15 protein-coding genes and 1 riboswitch are annotated in these 15681 nt (G+C 45.3%); all 15 genes read left to right on the top strand.

Features of this window, described 5'->3' with window-relative positions; genetic code table 11:
* Positions 1–243 precede the first annotated feature (243 nt).
* The 15 genes from metK (at position 244) to K08M4_RS02215 (ending at position 15681) form a co-directional block, all read left to right on the top strand.
* Positions 244–1395, top strand: a complete 1152-nt coding sequence (gene metK / locus K08M4_RS02285) for a methionine adenosyltransferase (RefSeq protein WP_009847676.1) — start codon at positions 244–246, stop codon at positions 1393–1395.
* Positions 1396–1730: 335 nt separating this feature from the next.
* Complete coding sequence (locus K08M4_RS02280) at positions 1731–2489, top strand: ABC transporter ATP-binding protein (RefSeq protein WP_086048721.1); 759 nt, start codon at positions 1731–1733, stop codon at positions 2487–2489.
* Complete coding sequence (locus K08M4_RS02275) at positions 2486–3442, top strand: ABC transporter substrate-binding protein (protein WP_086048720.1); 957 nt, start codon at positions 2486–2488, stop codon at positions 3440–3442. Before K08M4_RS02280 ends, K08M4_RS02275 begins: the two co-directional genes overlap by 4 nt.
* On the top strand, positions 3429–4454 hold the full coding sequence (locus K08M4_RS02270) for a FecCD family ABC transporter permease (protein WP_232460214.1): 1026 nt from the start codon (positions 3429–3431) through the stop codon (positions 4452–4454). The genes K08M4_RS02275 and K08M4_RS02270 overlap by 14 nt, the downstream gene beginning before the upstream one ends.
* Complete coding sequence (locus K08M4_RS21920; protein WP_157665728.1) at positions 4444–4908, top strand: phosphoglycerate mutase family protein; 465 nt, start codon at positions 4444–4446, stop codon at positions 4906–4908. Before K08M4_RS02270 ends, K08M4_RS21920 begins: the two co-directional genes overlap by 11 nt.
* A 10-nt stretch (positions 4909–4918) precedes the next feature.
* Positions 4919–5049, top strand: a riboswitch (cobalamin riboswitch).
* Positions 5050–5155: 106 nt separating this feature from the next.
* Positions 5156–6340, top strand: a complete 1185-nt coding sequence (locus K08M4_RS02260; RefSeq protein ID WP_232460213.1) for a cobalt-precorrin-5B (C(1))-methyltransferase — start codon at positions 5156–5158, stop codon at positions 6338–6340.
* A gap of 14 nt (positions 6341–6354) precedes the next feature.
* Complete coding sequence (locus K08M4_RS02255; protein ID WP_086048717.1) at positions 6355–7014, top strand: precorrin-8X methylmutase; 660 nt, start codon at positions 6355–6357, stop codon at positions 7012–7014.
* Positions 7011–8309: a precorrin-6y C5,15-methyltransferase (decarboxylating) subunit CbiE gene (cbiE, locus tag K08M4_RS02250; RefSeq protein ID WP_086048716.1), complete on the top strand. Its 1299-nt coding sequence runs from the start codon at positions 7011–7013 to the stop codon at positions 8307–8309. The genes K08M4_RS02255 and cbiE overlap by 4 nt, the downstream gene beginning before the upstream one ends.
* Positions 8310–8375: 66 nt before the next feature.
* Entirely contained in the window at positions 8376–9206 is an 831-nt protein-coding gene (gene cobI / locus K08M4_RS02245; protein ID WP_086048715.1) for a precorrin-2 C(20)-methyltransferase, read from the top strand.
* Positions 9206–10810 (top strand): cobalamin biosynthesis protein, encoded by a 1605-nt coding sequence (locus K08M4_RS02240; protein WP_086048714.1) that lies wholly within the window; start codon positions 9206–9208, stop codon positions 10808–10810. Before cobI ends, K08M4_RS02240 begins: the two co-directional genes overlap by 1 nt.
* A 228-nt stretch (positions 10811–11038) precedes the next feature.
* Positions 11039–11881: a sirohydrochlorin cobaltochelatase gene (locus tag K08M4_RS02235; protein WP_086048713.1), complete on the top strand. Its 843-nt coding sequence runs from the start codon at positions 11039–11041 to the stop codon at positions 11879–11881.
* A gap of 2 nt (positions 11882–11883) precedes the next feature.
* Positions 11884–12723, top strand: coding sequence for a precorrin-3B C(17)-methyltransferase (gene cobJ / locus K08M4_RS02230; protein ID WP_086048712.1), 840 nt, complete (start codon positions 11884–11886; stop codon positions 12721–12723).
* A 1-nt stretch (position 12724) separates the two neighbouring features.
* On the top strand, positions 12725–13537 hold the full coding sequence (gene cobM / locus K08M4_RS02225; protein ID WP_086048711.1) for a precorrin-4 C(11)-methyltransferase: 813 nt from the start codon (positions 12725–12727) through the stop codon (positions 13535–13537).
* A gap of 76 nt (positions 13538–13613) precedes the next feature.
* On the top strand, positions 13614–14579 hold the full coding sequence (gene cbiB / locus K08M4_RS02220) for an adenosylcobinamide-phosphate synthase CbiB (RefSeq protein WP_086048710.1): 966 nt from the start codon (positions 13614–13616) through the stop codon (positions 14577–14579).
* A 37-nt stretch (positions 14580–14616) separates the two neighbouring features.
* Positions 14617–15681, top strand: coding sequence for a threonine-phosphate decarboxylase (locus K08M4_RS02215; RefSeq protein WP_086048709.1), 1065 nt, complete (start codon positions 14617–14619; stop codon positions 15679–15681).

Raw genomic sequence — 15681 nt, 5'->3', positions numbered from 1 at the left:
GCAATTTTCGATCATTTACATCACTTAACATGGCTTTCCACAACCAACACGCAAACGTTTGGTTATGACATATCATAAAAAAGAGCTTGTAATTCGACCGTTGGAATTTAAAATAGCCGTCTAGATGTAGAAACACCTACAAAATATACTGTATTTAATGGCGGCGCTTCCTTGATTGCGACGGCATAAATTATTTGCATTTAACTATTTGCAACTAAAAACTAAACTAAAAGTGGAGCTCTCATGGCTAAGCACCTATTCACTTCTGAATCTGTATCAGAAGGCCATCCAGATAAAATTGCAGACCAAATCTCAGATGCTGTTCTTGATGCCATCATTGAACAAGATCCAAAAGCACGTGTTGCTTGTGAGACTTACGTAAAAACCGGCATGGTTATGGTTGGTGGTGAAGTAACTACGTCAGCATGGGTTGATATCGAAGAAATCACTCGTGAAACAGTACGTGAAATTGGTTACGTTCATTCTGATATGGGCTTTGACGCTGACTCTTGTGCTGTACTAAATACCATTGGTAAGCAGTCTCCAGACATCAACCAAGGTGTTGATAAAGCGGATCCTAAAGATCAAGGTGCGGGCGACCAAGGCATCATGTTTGGTTACGCAACTAACGAAACGCCAATCCTAATGCCAGCTCCAATTACTTACTCTCACCTGCTTGTTAAGAAGCAAGCTGAAGTCCGTAAGAGCGGCAAGCTTGACTTCCTTCGCCCAGATGCGAAATCTCAAGTAACCTTCCAATACGACCAAGGTAAGATCGTTGGTATCGACGCTGTTGTTCTTTCAACTCAACACTGTGATTCAGTAACAACACCTGACCTACGTGAAGCGGTAATGGAAGAGATCATCAAGCCAGTACTTCCTGCTGAGTGGATCAACAAAGACACTAACTTCTTCATCAACCCAACAGGCCGTTTCGTAATCGGTGGTCCAATGGGTGACTGTGGTCTAACAGGTCGTAAGATCATCGTTGATACCTACGGCGGCGCAGCTCGTCACGGTGGCGGTGCATTCTCTGGTAAAGATCCATCAAAAGTTGACCGTTCTGCAGCTTACGCAGCGCGTTATGTAGCGAAAAACATCGTTGCTGCTGGCATGGCTGACCGTTGTGAGATTCAACTGTCTTACGCTATTGGTGTTGCAGATCCAACCTCTATCATGGTTGAAACGTTCGGTACTGAGAAAGTAGCTCACGAAATCATCATTGAAGCGGTTCGTCAAAACTTCGACCTACGTCCATACGGTCTTCAAGAGATGCTGAACCTGCTTCAGCCTATCTACAAGCAGACAGCTGCATACGGCCACTTCGGTCGCGAAGAGTTCCCTTGGGAAGCTACTGATAAAGCAGCAATCCTAGCGGACTTCGCAGGCCTGTAAGCATTACGCAACACGCCTAGCTACAACGTAATTTTAAAAGCCTCTGCTCTCAGAGGCTTTTTGCTTTCTATTCTTCTATTCTTCTATTCTTCTATTCTTCTATTCTTCTATTCTTCTATTCTTCTATTCTTCTATTCTTCTATTCTTCTATTCTTCTATTCTTCTATTCTTCTATTCTTTCACTAATCAATCCTAACCCTTTCAAGTAATACAAGCGTTAACTAATAGTTTATTTTAATAATTGTGGGGATTTTACGTGCTGAGATCAATGTTACGTAAACGTTTAAATTTTAATGTAATGGCACTTGTTAAAAACAAACCATTCTCAGTAACTCATGTTTTATTGCCACAGACTTTCTGTTCAACAACAAAACACTCAACGACTACACCCACTCGATCTGAAAATTAGTCAAGGTGAGCGCTGGGTAGTCATTGGACGCAATGGTTCTGGAAAAACCACGCTATTAAAGGCGCTGGTTAATTTGCTTCCCTTCAAAGGCGAAGTCGTAATAAACCAATTGCCACTAAGTAAACTAACTTGCCAGCAAAGAGCAAAACAAATCAGTTACCTTCCACAGCACAGTCAAGTGGATAGCCGTTTAGCTCTAAGAGAGTACATTCAACTTACCGCTTCTCATCAAGCCACTTCTAGCTTTTCAGTTGACCAAATCAGTAAAGCACTAAAGATTGATACTTTCCTCGAACGAAGAATGGGACAGCTTTCAGGAGGCCAGAAGCAGCGAGCGCATATTGCACGATCTTTATGTCAGAACGCCGAGTTCCTGGTATTGGATGAGCCTCTAAACCACTTAGACCCATGCGCTCAAGGGGAAGTCTTATCGCTATTGAAAGAACTGGGTAAAACACTGATTTGCTCACTGCATGATATTTCCCTTGCTGCCAAATTCGCGACGCACATTGTGATTTTGGAACACGGTGAACTGGTCGCGAAAGGAAAAGTAGAAGAGCTACTGACCCACAAACAGCTTCAGCCGATTTTTGAAGTAGATTTAATCAGCACAACCAATAAGCGCACACAGAAAACAAGTAAGTTTTTCGACATTGAACTCGACCAAGGACAGGATCTTTCATGAATAAATTATCAGCATCAGCTTTAACTTTTACTTTCTTACTTTCCATGTCCGCACAAGCTCAAATCACGGTAGAAAACTGCGACTCGACACTTACGTTAGATACGTCGCCTAAAACCTTAATCACTCACGATATCAATATGTCTGAGATGGCATTTTCTCTCGGGCTTGAAGAGAATATGATCGGAGTGACCGGTATTAGCGGGTACTACAAAACGACCCCTGAATTTAATCGCCTTCAGGGCAACATTCCAGAGCTCGCACCGAAATATCCGTCTTTGGAGGTGTTAGTTAATGCAAACCCTGATGTTTTCTTCGCAGGATGGAATTATGGTATGCGTCTGGGCGGCTCAGTCACGCCTGATTCACTGAAAGAGTTTGGCATTAACACTTTAATTCTGAATGAGAGTTGCAGCCACATCCGTAAAGATAAGCAACCAGCTAGCATGGAACAGATGTTCGATGACGTGACACGCCTTGCGACTTTATTTGGTCATCAAGACAGAGCTCAAACACTGATTTCCACGTGGAAAGAGCAATTAGTACAGATTCAACAGCAAACCAAGAATCAAACTCCGCTTAAAGTCTTTTTGTATGATTCAGGGGAAGATAAACCATTCACTGCCGGGAAATACGCGACAGTGAGCGCCATGATAAAAGCGGCAGGTGGCGACAATGTAATGAAAGATCTGGATATCAGCTGGGGAACCACATCATGGGAGTCAGTTGCGATGCATAACCCTGATGTCATTATTCTTCTCGATTATCAAAATGGGACAGGCGCTAAAGGCATGCAAGCCTTTTTGGAACAACACCCAGCGATGAAACTGACCACAGCGGTAAAGACGACCCAATACCTTCCTCTACGTTATGAGGAAATTACTCCTGGGCCAGCAAACATAGCTGCAATTGAAAAACTGGCACAGCGCATCCAAGAAATCCATGACAAGTCTTAGTACTAACCTAAACCGAACCGTACTGAACACCTGCGTATTCAGTTCTGTTTTTGCCCTCTTAGCGATGCTTTCTCTGAGTTTAGGCAGCGTTAATCTATCTTTTACACAAGTCGCTACGATTTTTTCAGCTGCGATGAGTCAACAGATCGACTCTCCGATAGATCAAGTGGTACTGCATTTACGCTTGCCAAGAACAATCATCGCGATTATTTGCGGTGCTGGATTGGGTATTGTGGGGGCGTTATTACAAACCGTCACAAAAAACGACCTTGCCGACCCCTTCATTTTTGGATTGTCATCTGGTGCAGCGACTGGAGCTGTGTTTGTGATTACAGTCATCGGCAGCGCTATCGGTATTTGGACACTTCCACTCGCCGCTTTCATCGGCGGAATAATCTCGGCTTCGGCTGTGCTATTTCTAGTCAGAAAAGTAAATGGGCAAGCGTCTTCTCAAATTGTTTTAGCTGGGCTGGCTATCTCATTCTTATTTACAGCCTTAACCAATTTCTTGGTCTTCCACGGTGACCAACGTGCTGCCCATTCGATTCTATTTTGGTCGTTAGGAGGCCTAGGGAATGCGCGCTGGGACAATGTGTTAATTGTGCTTGCTGGACTTCTCGCCTTGATAGCCCTCAGTATCTTAAAACATCGTCAATTAGATTGTTTACTTGCGGGAGACGACGTAGCACAAACGATGGGAGTCGATACAAAACGCTTGCAAACTGGTGTCTTTATTGTCTGCGCTTTTGCGACTGCATGTTTTGTTTCTATCATCGGTGTCGTCGGATTTATTGGCTTGATGGTTCCTCATATCGCGAAAAAAATCATCGGCCCACTACACAAAAAGTTACTCATCACTTCAGGGCTGATTGGGGCTTTGCTTATGCTATTAAGTGATATTTTGGCAAGAACTTTGGTTGCACCTCAAGAACTGCCTCTTGGTGTTGTCACCACCGCGTTTGGAGCACTATTCATTGTTTCCATTTTGATGGAGAAAAGTAATGAAAGCTGAACGCTTCACCATCATTGCGATTCGTCATGGCGAAACCGAATGGAACCGAATTGGCAAAATGCAGAATCAATTGGATAGCCCTCTGACAATGGAAGGCAAACGACAGATGCATAACGTCGGTCGTTATCTCGCGACTCAAAAGTCATTGACCCTCAATGCTATTTACACCAGTCAATTAGGCCGTGCTATTTCGAGCGCGAAAACGATCGCACGCTACCTGAAAGTGCCCGTCATTTCTCAAATGGAGCTCAGTGAGTTCGATTCAGAACAGCAACGAAGAACAATGGCTATTCAGTGGATCCAACGAATTTCTCGTCACCACAACAATGAGAACCCTATTTTGCTGCTCGGACATGGCGACTGGATAAAAACATTAGCCAGTTTAGGGACACCAAAGCAAATCATAGAAACACCTAATAACGGAGAAATCCTCAGAATAGATATCGAAATATAACGTCAACATCAGGGAATCAGGTGTAACTCCTGGACTGTACCCGCAGCTGTAAGCGATGAGCCCTTTACAAACCACTGAGTCACACGACTTGGGAAGGAGTAAAGCGCAATGAGAACCTCAACATCGTAAGTCAGAATACCTGGGCATACATGAATATCGAGCGGGAAAACTCAACACCTATCCATACCTTGTCTAACAAGGGAACGCTCTGTATTCGTCAATACCTCAAACGTAGATGAAGAATACTGTGGTCACAAAAGTTAAACGATCCAAAAATAAGTCCGATCTCCGCAGTGGGTTTACCACAGGTGCGTGCGCAGCTGCAGCAAGCAGAGCGGCAGTTCAAACACTGTTAACCGGACAGCAGCCTGACTATATCTCCATCACTTTACCGAATGGTGAGCCCGCTACGTTTAAGGTCGCGTTTATCCAAACATCCAACGATGCGGTGACCGCCAGCATTGTTAAAGATGCAGGAGACGATCCCGACTGCACCCACGAAGCCCATATTCAGAGTATTGCCCGCTGGCATTCAGACCCCGGTTTTCACATCGATGGGGGGGTTGGCGTAGCGCGTGTGACGCTACCCGGATTAGAGCTTCCTGTTGGTCAAGCGGCGATTAATCCCGTTCCACATAAAAACATTCTCGACATGATCACCTTAGAGTGGAATCAATCAACCGATGGTCAGAGGAAATCAGCCGGTATCTCAGTGGAAATTTGTGTCCCTGACGGTGAAGAACGCGCCAAAGAAACCATAGGCCCACGCTTAGGCTTAATCGGTGGCATTTCAATTTTAGGGACGCGCGGGACCGTAAAGCCCTACTCCACTTCTGCATTTTCAGCATCAGTCCGCCAATCGGTACAAATCGCGAAACAAAATGGCCAAGACCACTTAGTTCTCACGACAGGCTCTCGAACCGAAAAGTCAGCGATGGCCATGCTACCCACTTATGACTCGATGTGCTTTATCCAAGCTGGAGATTTTGTTGGGGTCGGACTTCGCGCTGCGAAACGCTACCAAGTGAGCAAAGTTACCGTGGTCGCCATGATAGGCAAACTCGGAAAAATGGTCGCAGGACACATGATGACTCACGTATCCGGTAAATCGATCGACTTTTCATTGCTTGCCGATCTCGCCACTCAATCGGGCGCGTCAAGTGAATTTTCCGAAGCGGTTAGCCAAGCCAATACAGGCCGCCACGTACTCGATACATGGAAAGAAGCCCAATCGGGCCAAGAGACACCTAATTACGACTTTCTTACCTTGCTCTGCAAACAAGCTGCAGAGCACGCTGCTGTGTATGTCAAACATCACGTCAGCATTGAATTCAAATTGATCGACTTTAATGGCGATCTGTTAGCAGAACATCTCTGCTCAAAAGGAAGTGATGTGGGTATTCAAACCACAGACTTTGATGACGAAGCATGAACAAGGAAAACACTATGACTAATGATATGCGTCAAATGACCAAACAAGGCCGTCAAATTGAAAGTGATTCTTTCTCTATCATTGATGACGAAATCGAAACGATTCATGGTGGTCACAACTTCAATCAAGGCGAATGGAATGTGGTTCGTCGTGCCATTCATACTACGGGTGACTTTGAATACGCAAAACTGTACCAATTCAGTGAGGACGCGATTGAGTCGGCAATCACTGCATTAAAATCGGGTGCCAATATCATTACTGATGTCAGCATGATAGTGACAGGCTTAAACCAAACTCGCCTTAACGCTTACGGCAATAAAGCCCAGTGTTTCATTAGTCACCCAGACGTCATTACTACCGCGAAAGAGACAGGTGAAACGCGTGCCATTCACTCCATGCGCTACGCTCGTGATAACGGCTTACTCGACGGTTCTATCATAGGCGTGGGCAATGCGCCTACAGCACTCCTTGAGCTACTGCGTATGATTGAAGCAGGAGAAGCTAAACCAGCACTGATCATTGGCATCCCCGTTGGTTTCGTAAAAGCGGATGAATCTAAGCAAGCATTAACCGAACAAAACACAGTGCCTTACATTGCCAGCTTAGGACGTAAAGGCGGTAGCCCGCTTGTGGTGTCAACCATTCACGCCCTACTTGCCGAGTCAGTAAAATGAGCAATGTAAGTACTCACTCATCTTTAGAGTCATGCTCTCAATCAGCCATTACGGTTGTTGGTGTACCTGAAGATGGCTGCTTAAGTTTAACCAGCCGCGCAGTTAATGCGGTTGAGTCTGCACGTGTCATAGCCGGAAATGACCGTCTACTCGATTGGTTTCCCCAATTTAAAGGTCAGCGTTTATCAATGAAAGAAGGCTATCAATCTTGGTTTTCTAAGCTCATTGATGAATGTGAAGAAGGCGGCGTCGTGGTATTGGCTTCTGGCGATCCATTGTTCTTTGGCATTGGTGAATCCTTATTAAAAAAATTGCCCAATGATGAGATTCGCTTTATCCCCTCGCCTTGTTCTATGCAGCTCGCTTGTAGTCGAGTGGGTATTGCATGGCAAGAAACCAAAGCCATTTCACTTCACGGTCGAAAGCAGCATTACGATGGCATTAAAGGTCTTGCAAGCCAAATGCAATGGGGCACTAGCTACTGCTTACTGACAGATGTTCAAAATAACCCGGCTCGAATTGCGAAACACTTAGTCGACTTTAATCAACAAGGTTGGACGGCTTGGGTGTGTGAGAACTTAGGTGGAACGCAAGAAAAAATCAGCCAGTGGACACTCGATGATCTCGCACTAAAAAATGCCGACGACTTCTCTACGCTCAACGTGATGGTATTGCACCGAACGCAACCACACGCATGGGGTGAGTTAGGTCAATACGCCAGCGATGATGACTTCATGAAACGCATGCCAAAACGTGGACTTATCACCAAACAACCCGTTCGTCACTTAGCGTTAGCGAGCATGCGAATTCAACCTAAATCTGTGGTGTGGGACATAGGCACGGGATCAGGTTCGATTGCGATAGAAGCGGCGAAACAGTGTCGCCAAGGGCAAGTATTTACCATTGAATCAAATGAAGAGTGTTACGAGTCTATCGAAGCGAATTTTAGAGCGCACGGTAGCGACAACGTACAACTGATTCGAGATAAAGCGCCAATGCAACTCGACATGCTACCTCAGCCTGACAGTATTTTTATTGGCGGAAGTCGCGGCAATATGCACACCATTTTGGATTTCTGTTGGTCAGCATTAAAACCCGGTGGCGTAGTGATAGGTTCAGCCGTCACAGTCGATTCAGTGTGTGAACTTCATCAATGGAGTAAAGACAGCAAAGCGCCAACACAAGTCCAACTAATCTCGATATCAACGGGCGTACCACTCGCTCACTACACCCGTTATCAATCAGAAAATCCGATTCATTTATTTATTTTTACCAAGCCGTTTATTCAGAAATAGGCGCTTAATTTTTTAATTAAGCGCCACTCAACATATTAAATAAAAACATAATTAGAGAAAGCACAGATGAAATTAGGAACTATGTACGCAGTAGGTGTCGGCACTGGAGACCCAGAATTATTGACACTGAAAGCTCACCGACTACTCAGTACCGTTGACGTTGTTGCGTTTCCAGAAAAAGACGCAGGCAGTAATCACTCTTTTGCTCAACAAATTGCAGCGGGTTCTATTAGCCCTGAGACAATGAAAGGCGAATACCTTTTTTTGCACTTCCCTATGACGCGCGACCCAAACATTAATGTACCAGCATGGCGTAAAGCTACAATCACCATTGTGGATCTATTAAAGCAAGGCAAAGACGTGGCATTTGCAACCGAAGGTGATCCATCGGTTTACAGCACATGGGCATACATCCAAGAAGAACTGACAGAGCTTCTTCCTGAGCTTGATCCTGTGATCATTCCTGGCATAACTTCGGTGACTGCGATTCCTTCTCAAACCAAGATCCCACTTGCTGACGGCCAAGAGCGTTTTTGCGTTGTTCCAGCAACATGGGGCATTGAGTGCTTAGAAAAATTAGTGGAAGATTTTGACACCATCATGCTGATCAAAGCAGGTCGCGTTATCCCTAAGCTGATCACTCAATTAGAGTCGATGAACATGTTGGATTGTGCAACCTACGTTTCTCATGCCACCACAGAGAAGCAAGAGCTGTACTCTGATCTGCGTGATGTACCAAACGAAAACCGTTACTTCTCTATGGTTCAACTTTCCGTCCGTGCTCGTCGTGGCGTACTCCGTGGTACCAATGAATCAAAGAAGTGTGCCGTTCTTGATGGTGATAAAGCTGATAGTGATAAAGCTGACATCGATAAAACTAGTAGCGGTAAAGCGTAATGAAAATCGCTATTTATGCCATCACGCTACACGGAGCAAGGCAAGCCAAACGCTTAGCTAAAACGTTTCCGTTTGCTGATGTCTTTATCGCGCCTGTTGGACAAGAAGAATACCCAGAAGCCGATGAACTTACGTTGCCATTGTCTGGCTTTCTACCGCCTAGATTTAAGCAATATGATCATCATATCTGCTTCTTTGCCGCGGGTATTGTGAGCCGAATGATCGGCCCCTTACTAGAAGATAAACGCACCGATCCGGGCGTGATCTGCATTGATGATCACGGCCAGTTCGTGATCCCAATGTTATCTGGTCATCGCGGTGGTGCAAATGGGATCGCGTTACAAGTCTCACAAGCACTCAATGCAACGCCTGTGATCACCACAGCTTCAGACGCAGCCGGCAGCTTGTCGGTTGATATGCTGGGATCGCCATTTGGTTGGACGCTTGATCCACAATGCGAACCGGCGATCACCGCCACCAGCGCGGCGGTTGTAAACGAAAAACGCATTCTAGTGGTTCAGCATGCCGGTGAGCAAAACTGGTGGCAGAACAAACGTTCCATGCCAAGACACATCATTACCCACCCAGCGTTAAGCAATACTGATCTTACTCAGATCAGTACCGACGATTGGGATGGTGTAGTACTTATTTCAGATGAAGCACAACCAAAAGGTTACGCTGACTTTGAAAGCAAAACCGTACTCTGGCGACCAAAATCCCTCGTGCTTGGAATCGGCTGCGACCGCAATACCCCATTGCATGTATTGAAAGCAGGTATCGATGTTTTTCTTGCTGAATATAACCTAGCCAAAGCCAGTGTTTCTGCTTTAGCCAGCATCGCTTTAAAAGCAGATGAAAAAGGTATTTTAGAGCTTTCAGCAGAAAGCCAAATCCCTTTCCACACTTATTCAGCCGAGCAACTCGACGGCGTAGAAGGGATCGAAAACCCATCCGAATACGTGAAAAAAGTCACCGGTGTCTCATCCGTTTCTGAAGCAGCTGCGTTAAAGCATGGCAAGCGTGATCAACTATTGGTACCTAAGTGGAAATTCAAACAAGACGGTTTCAACATGACTTTGTCTTGTACTCGTATCGAATACGATGAACCACTCGCCAAGAAGAAATGGAAAAACTGGTTAGATGAAAGCGTCAAAATCAACCTGCATGGCAATGAAGTGGTAGATGGTTTTCAGTGTAAGCCTAAGCATGTCGATTTAAACCGCCCAATGCTATACCACCGTCATCACGTATTGCTATGTGAAGGTGGCCGCTGCGCCAAAGAAGGCAGCAAAAACCTAGCGCACGATTTAAGACAAGTGCTTAAAGCGCTCGATTTTGCAGAGGGTGAACAACGCATCAAGATAAGCCGCACACACTGTGCGGGCACCTGTCGTAACCGAGCTGCAATGGTGATTTACGAACGTTTACTTGAGCATGAAACACCTGTGAACAACGGGCTTTGGGTTCGAGGTGTCGAAGAATTTACCGAGCAAGACTGGAAAGATTTTTTCACAAACCTTGTAGAAAGAAAGCCATTAAAGGCTTGTCTTGACCCTAAGTTCATTGCGCCAATTGAAAATGCAGACGGCACCACAGAGCTTTAGGAACTACTTAGTTTTAAGAACCACTTAGCTTTAAGAACTACTTAGCTTTAGGAGCCACTGAGCTTTAGGAACCACTTAGCTTTAGGAACCACTTAGCTTTAGATGCATAGTAGGCCAAATACTTAGCAAGCTATGAATATGACATTTCAAAGCTCAGTTTAACCTCATTACCAACATGAGATAACCCGTTTATCTTGTGATATAGATTTGATAAGGACAGCGACAATTATGAAACGACTTCGTCATTATAACCAAGGCACAGCCATCGTACTGAGCTGCTTTGGTAGCGTCGTAGAGCAACAACGTTACGAAACTCTCGCAGAACGCATACGTAAAACTTACCCAGATGTACCAGTGCGCATTGCCACCAGCTCCAAAATGGTGATCAAGAAATTGGCTCGTAAAGAAACGCCATGTTTCAGCCTACCTCAAGTACTCGCCGATCTAGACACACAAGGTTACGAGCGTATTTTGATTGTTTCAGTGTACTTGTTCCCTACCGATGAACATCGCTACATGACATCTATTGTCGATGGCTTCAAGCAGTTCTCATTTGCACGCATAGAACAAACGCCAGCGATCATGCATCACAGTCAACTGACTACCAACTTGCTTTCAGCCCTCCATGATCGTTTTGCTCCACAAGATCATTTCAACGTGTTCGTTCACCACGGTGCGCCTATGTTAGATAACCCGGGCCACCAGTCGATTCATTACTGTGATGATCTATTAAGCAAATTATCGCAACGTAACTTCACTTGCTCCCTCGAAGGCGCATGGCCATTTAAGTTAGTGAAAGATGAAATGATTCGCCGTATCAAAGAGCAACATACAGGCGAAGGTAAGCCTCTATTAAACCTTGTACCACTGCTGTTGGTATCGGGAAATCACTTCATCAACGATCTTAAAGAAATTAAAGAGATGCTAGCGGAAGACGCTGACGTTCAAGTGGCAGAGCCAATTCAAGGTGACAAGTTCTGCATGCTCGATATGCCAGAGCTTCTACAGATTATCGATAAGCAAATTAAAGAAGGTTTAATTCGTTTAGGCGCACCAGAGGAAGAGAAATAATCATGGCAAAATTAACACTGGTAGGCTTAGGGCCTGGCGCAATTGACCTAGTCACACCTGCGGCACAACAAGCCGTTAAAAATGCAGACGTTGTTGCAGGCTACAAGCCGTACGTTGAATCCATTAGAACGCTTATCGACACGCAAGAAGTCATTCAAAGCGGCATGACTCGGGAGTGGGATCGTGCTCAAGCCGCAGTAGAAGAAGCAGCGAAGGGCCGAGAGGTCGTTCTAGTATGTTCTGGCGATTCTGGCATGTACGCGATGGCGCCTTTGGTGCTTGAGTTATTAGAGCAAAATGCAGAATTAAACGCACAGGTGGAACTGGATATTATTCCGGGTATCACGGCTGCCAATGCTTGCGCTTCGTTAGTGGGAGCTCCATTAGGCCATGACAGCTGTACTATCTCACTGTCGGATCTACTGACGCCATGGGAAGTGATTACCAAACGTATTGAAGCGGCGGCTATGGCTGACTTTGCGATTACCTTCTACAACCCTCGCTCTAAAAAGCGCACTCAGCATATTGAAACCGCACGTGAGATCCTTTTGGAACATCGTGACCCAAATACTCCGGTTGCCATTGTGAATGCAGCATATCGTGATGACCAAAAAGTCACACTGACTACTCTGGCAGAATTCACCAAAGTAGAGTTTGGCATGAACGCCGCAGTGGTTATCGGTAACAGCAACAGCTACCGTTTCGGTGACTGGATTGTGACGCCTCGTGGTTACACCAATAAGTACCAACTAAAAGATGGCAAAGTACTTGAAGGTCAAAAGCGCGGCCACTCATTAAAAGTTGAACCTAAAACAGAATCAGTGACGGAAGAGGTAAACTAATATGACGGTATTTTTTATCGGCGCTGGACCAGGTGACCCTGATTTAATCACAGTAAAAGGCGCGCGTTTAGTCGAAGAGTGTCCTGTGATTGTTTACGCGGGCAGTTTAGTGCCCAAAGCGGTGATTGATCGCGCTCGTCCAGATGCGCTGGTTTACAACTCTGCTGACATGGATCTTGATGATCTCACGAACGTGTATCTAACTGCTCACGAAAAAGGTCAAAATGTTGCACGCGTTCAAACGGGTGATTTATCGATTTACTCATCGCTTGCCGAACAAACTCGTCGCTTGAACGAACTTGGTATCGATTGGAAAGTGGTTCCTGGTGTGTCTTCTTTCCAAGCGAGTGCTGCGGCTCTTGGCCAAGAACTGACGCTACCGGAAAAATGCCAGACCATTATTCTTAGCCGAGCATCAGGTCGAACACCTGTACCTGAAAAAGAGAATTTACGCGCCCTTGCCTCGCACGAAGCAACACTGTGTTTATTTCTTAGTGCAACATTGATTCGTAAAGTGGTTCGTGAGCTATCTGATGTTTACCCACAAGACTGGCCTGTGGCTGTGGTAGAAAAAGCCAGCCACCCTGAGCAACGTATTTTTCGTGGTACATTGGGTACTATTGCGCAAATCATGCATGATGAAAATATTCGCTCCACCGCGATGATCATCGTCAGTAAAGTGCTAGGCGATAATGACTTTGTTGACTCTAAACTTTACGATCCCACCTTCTCACACGCTTGCCGTAAAGCGCGTGTCGTTGAAGAGGGTGTAGCTGAAAGTGGAAAATTGGAAGACAATAAGAGCGCAGACTAACCTCGCTCATTAGCTGCTGATTGGTTTGTGCGTTTATTCATTTTTACTATCCAGTCAGCAGCATTATTTGGCAGATATGATGATCTTTTTTGATGTAAATTTTGGTTATTCCAGTTTAGTGATCTCGCTAATGATGATTTGTGCTTTGTTGCTGGATCACTTATTGGGTGAGCCTAAACGATTTCACCCTTTGATCGGCTTTGGCAATATGGTGCAAGGGATCGAAAAGGTATTGAACAAACGATCAAAGCTATCAGGCTTGATCGCTTGGTTAATCGCTACTCTGCCATTGTTTGCTTTAAGCTTTTGGCTGCAAGATGTCTTTTTAAGTGGCAATACTACATTTGGCTTTTGGTTATTTAATATTGTGATCTTATATCTAGCCGTAGGCCAACGTAGCTTGCTTGAACACGCTCAATGGATCCATCAGCCTCTTCACGAAGGCGATCTTGAGCTGGCGAGAGAGAAAGTAGGATGGATCGTTAGCCGTAATACTGAAACCATGGATCAACGCCAGATCACGTCATCGACGATTGAGTCGGTATTAGAGAATGGCAATGACGCGATATTTGGCACCTTATTTTGGTTCGCGTTGCTTGGTGCTCCGGGGGCATTACTGTTCCGATTAGTGAACACACTTGATGCGATGTGGGGCTACAAAAATGAACGTTGGCTAGAATTTGGCTATGTGGCAGCCAAAGTCGATGATGTGATGGGTTGGGCGCCTGCTCGCTTAACCGCACTTAGCTACAGCCTATTAGGCAACACTAAGTTGGCTCTGAAATGTTGGAAAGAACAAGCTAAACATTGCTCCAGTCCAAACGGCGGCCCCGTGATGACATCAGGTGCTGGCGCACTAAAAATCATCATAGGTGGCGATACTTATTACCACGGAAAGCTCGTAAAGAAACCCCCTATGGGTGAAGGCACTATTGCAACCTTGGACGATATTCCTCGTTCGATTTCTTTAGTGCGAAAAACCAGTGTGCTATGGGTAGCTGTGATGCTGACGCTTTCCCTTTCGGCTCTTTATTTATTTTAACTTTTGTCTATTTTAACTCTTTACTTTAAGTACGCTAATGACGATTAAACAACCCTCAAACGAACTTCCGCATCACGGTGGCAAGCTGATCGAATTTTCATTGCGCTACCAAAGGCCGATCGATCAATGGGTCGACCTATCGACAGGGGTTAGCCCTCATCATTATCCAATTCCAGAGATTCCAGCGTCAGTATGGAATCGACTACCGGAAGACGACGATGGCTTAATCACAGCAGCGCAAACCTACTATCAAAGTAATTTTTTGTTGCCTGTTGCGGGCAGTCAGGCGGCTATTCAAGCCTTGCCTAACGCCATTAGCCAAACGCAATCCAAAATCGTACAAGTGCTTCTACCAGCCACAGGCTACAAAGAGCATCAACATGCGTGGCAGAAGTACGCAGAACAAGACATACAAGCCGTCTTATTCGACTTTTACCAACATAAACCGACAATTGAACAGCTCAAAACGGCAGACGTGGTCGTAGTGATCAATCCCAATAATCCAACCGCGCTGAGTGTGCCACCAAGTGAAGTATTAACTTGGTTAGACCATATCCATCAAGATGCGACTTTAATTATCGATGAAGCATTCGTTGACTGTACTCCAGAGCTTTCAGTGTTACCCAGCTTTCCAACCGGAGTGCCCGATAATCTGATAGTGCTGCGCTCAGTCGGAAAGTTTTTTGGTTTAGCGGGGGTTAGGGCTGGCTTTTGCTTTGCCTCATCATTACGTTTACAAATTATTAAACAACACCTTGGCCCTTGGACACTCAGTGGCCCAACTCGCTATGTCACCACACATGCCTTGCTCAATTCTCACTGGCAAAAAGAAAACCGCCAACGCCTACATGAAGAAGCTCAACGTATGAACCAACTCTTACAACAACACTTTGGCCAAATGGCGGGCTCGGTAAAAATAACATCACAGATACTCTTTCACCGAGTTGAAATTTCGGATTCGGCATCATGGCACCATCAACTCGCCAGGTTGGGGATTTTTACTCGTCATTGTGATGAAAACGATGCACTTCGTTTCGGGTTACCCGCCAATGAATCACAATGGCAAGCGCTCACTCGCGCACTCGAACAACTCAAGGAATAA

The sequence above is a fragment of the Vibrio syngnathi genome, assembly GCF_002119525.1.
GTDB lineage: Bacteria > Pseudomonadota > Gammaproteobacteria > Enterobacterales > Vibrionaceae > Vibrio > Vibrio syngnathi.
Note: the sequence above shows the minus strand (reverse complement) of the source record. Positions and strands in the feature narration are given on the sequence as shown.

Coding starts and splice junctions, on each gene's coding strand:
- cobJ (WP_086048712.1), top strand. CDS start 11,884: ATGGCAAAATTAACACTGGTAGGCTTAGGGCCTGGCGCAATTGACCTA.
- K08M4_RS02235 (WP_086048713.1), top strand. CDS start 11,039: ATGAAACGACTTCGTCATTATAACCAAGGCACAGCCATCGTACTGAGC.
- K08M4_RS02255 (WP_086048717.1), top strand. CDS start 6,355: ATGACTAATGATATGCGTCAAATGACCAAACAAGGCCGTCAAATTGAA.
- K08M4_RS02240 (WP_086048714.1), top strand. CDS start 9,206: ATGAAAATCGCTATTTATGCCATCACGCTACACGGAGCAAGGCAAGCC.
- metK (WP_009847676.1), top strand. CDS start 244: ATGGCTAAGCACCTATTCACTTCTGAATCTGTATCAGAAGGCCATCCA.
- cbiE (WP_086048716.1), top strand. CDS start 7,011: ATGAGCAATGTAAGTACTCACTCATCTTTAGAGTCATGCTCTCAATCA.
- K08M4_RS02280 (WP_086048721.1), top strand. CDS start 1,731: ATGTTTTATTGCCACAGACTTTCTGTTCAACAACAAAACACTCAACGA.
- K08M4_RS02270 (WP_232460214.1), top strand. CDS start 3,429: ATGACAAGTCTTAGTACTAACCTAAACCGAACCGTACTGAACACCTGC.
- K08M4_RS21920 (WP_157665728.1), top strand. CDS start 4,444: ATGAAAGCTGAACGCTTCACCATCATTGCGATTCGTCATGGCGAAACC.
- K08M4_RS02275 (WP_086048720.1), top strand. CDS start 2,486: ATGAATAAATTATCAGCATCAGCTTTAACTTTTACTTTCTTACTTTCC.
- cobI (WP_086048715.1), top strand. CDS start 8,376: ATGAAATTAGGAACTATGTACGCAGTAGGTGTCGGCACTGGAGACCCA.
- K08M4_RS02215 (WP_086048709.1), top strand. CDS start 14,617: ATGACGATTAAACAACCCTCAAACGAACTTCCGCATCACGGTGGCAAG.
- cobM (WP_086048711.1), top strand. CDS start 12,725: ATGACGGTATTTTTTATCGGCGCTGGACCAGGTGACCCTGATTTAATC.
- cbiB (WP_086048710.1), top strand. CDS start 13,614: ATGATGATCTTTTTTGATGTAAATTTTGGTTATTCCAGTTTAGTGATC.